A 1,409-nucleotide genomic window follows, 5' to 3' on the forward strand; every position below is an offset into this window, starting at 1 on the left:
TGAGTGGTTGAAAGCACCGGTCTTGAAAACCGGCAAGGGTTAATAGCCCTTCTAGGGTTCAAATCCCTATCTCTCCGCCACATACCGAAAAGCCGCTGCGTAGTCAGCGGCTTTTTTGCGTTTAACCCCCTACACATCCCCAAACCCTGACCGCGCCAACATTTTAGACCCCTTTGCCTAAACAGACTGAACAGCGTCTGATAATCTAGCCTGCGAAAAACTGCCCTATAAGGCCTTTTGGACGCCGCCAACCAATGGCGGTAGCGTGGGTGTTAAAGCGCATTCCTTTAACTGCCAAGCTGTATATTTACACAGCTTATCGGCGAGGGAAGCCAGATCGTGTGCACGATTATTCGAAACACATTCACATTATCACCAAGCTAAAAAATAGAAATGCTATTTAATCAATGGGTTGCATTTCACTGGTTGGGGATAATGTGAACGCCTGAACCGTGATAGGCGGCATGCACACTTTCGTAGACGAGTTGATTGCTTCAAGCGTTGAAAATGATCTTAATAACAGTAGCTTAGGCGATAAAAGATGCGTATAACGGTTTTGACAAATCGAGCACGCGCACTAATGCAATGCTAGCTTAATTTTTATAGTTATTATGGAACCAATGAATAAAGAAAATAGATTAAACATTATTAGTATTGTGATCGCAGTTTGTGCTGTCTTTCTTACTTTGTTTCAAGCCTATTCGACAAATTATCACAATAGAATAAGCTCTCTCCCTTTAGTGCAAACCGGTGTCGATGTATTCGAAGATGGCAAAATTACTCTTTATTTTGAAAATGCTGGAAATGGTCCGGCAATAGTTACTGATTTCGAAGTGGCAGGAAAGAAAGCAGTTTCCGTTAGACCTATGGTTTCAGAGTTCGTAAAGATAAATAATTTAAATTCTGAAGAGTTTGAACTGTTAACAACGGAATTTCCTGGGAGGTTGATCATTAAAGCTGGAAGTAAGCTTGAAGTTGCGACCTTTTACCTCAAGGATAAAAACTCAGAATCATATGAGGCTGTTTCCTTTGTCGTTAATAAGCTACCTATCACTCTTTGCTATATATCACTTTATCAAGATGAACTATATGTAACATCGGATCAAGACTTTGTACGCGATGACTCATGTGCATACGATGGTGCTACGAAAATTCTGGGTAAATGGATTAAGTTTAAAATGCCTTTCAGCACAGGTGTAGACCAAAGTAGGATCTTTGCTAATTAAGCTAACAAAGCATTTAAGAGTGATTCGCAACGCTTGGCAGTTTCGCTTCGCTCAAGTATAGCCAAGCGTCGCTCACACCTTAATGCGGCTACATGGATTCCCCCGTTCGTCAAGCATCCGCGAAGCGTATTGAGTTTGGTTTGGACTGCCGCTCTACATTCGGCCTTTTACTGACTCACGTCA

The 1,409-nt window shown here is 41.9% G+C and carries 1 protein-coding gene; it reads left to right on the forward strand.

The genetic code is table 11. The features are described from left to right. Window positions 1-620 precede the first annotated feature (620 nt). Window positions 621-1,226 (forward strand): hypothetical protein, encoded by a 606-nt coding sequence (locus BZG25_RS15555; RefSeq protein ID WP_077639366.1) that lies wholly within the window; start codon window positions 621-623, stop codon window positions 1,224-1,226. The last annotated feature ends 183 nt before the right edge of the window (window positions 1,227-1,409 follow it).

Source organism: Salinivibrio sp. ML198 (genome assembly GCF_001996015.1).
In the GTDB taxonomy this organism is placed as follows: Bacteria; Pseudomonadota; Gammaproteobacteria; order Enterobacterales; family Vibrionaceae; genus Salinivibrio; species Salinivibrio siamensis.

Coding starts and splice junctions, on each gene's coding strand:
- BZG25_RS15555 (WP_077639366.1), top strand. CDS start 621: ATGAATAAAGAAAATAGATTAAACATTATTAGTATTGTGATCGCAGTT.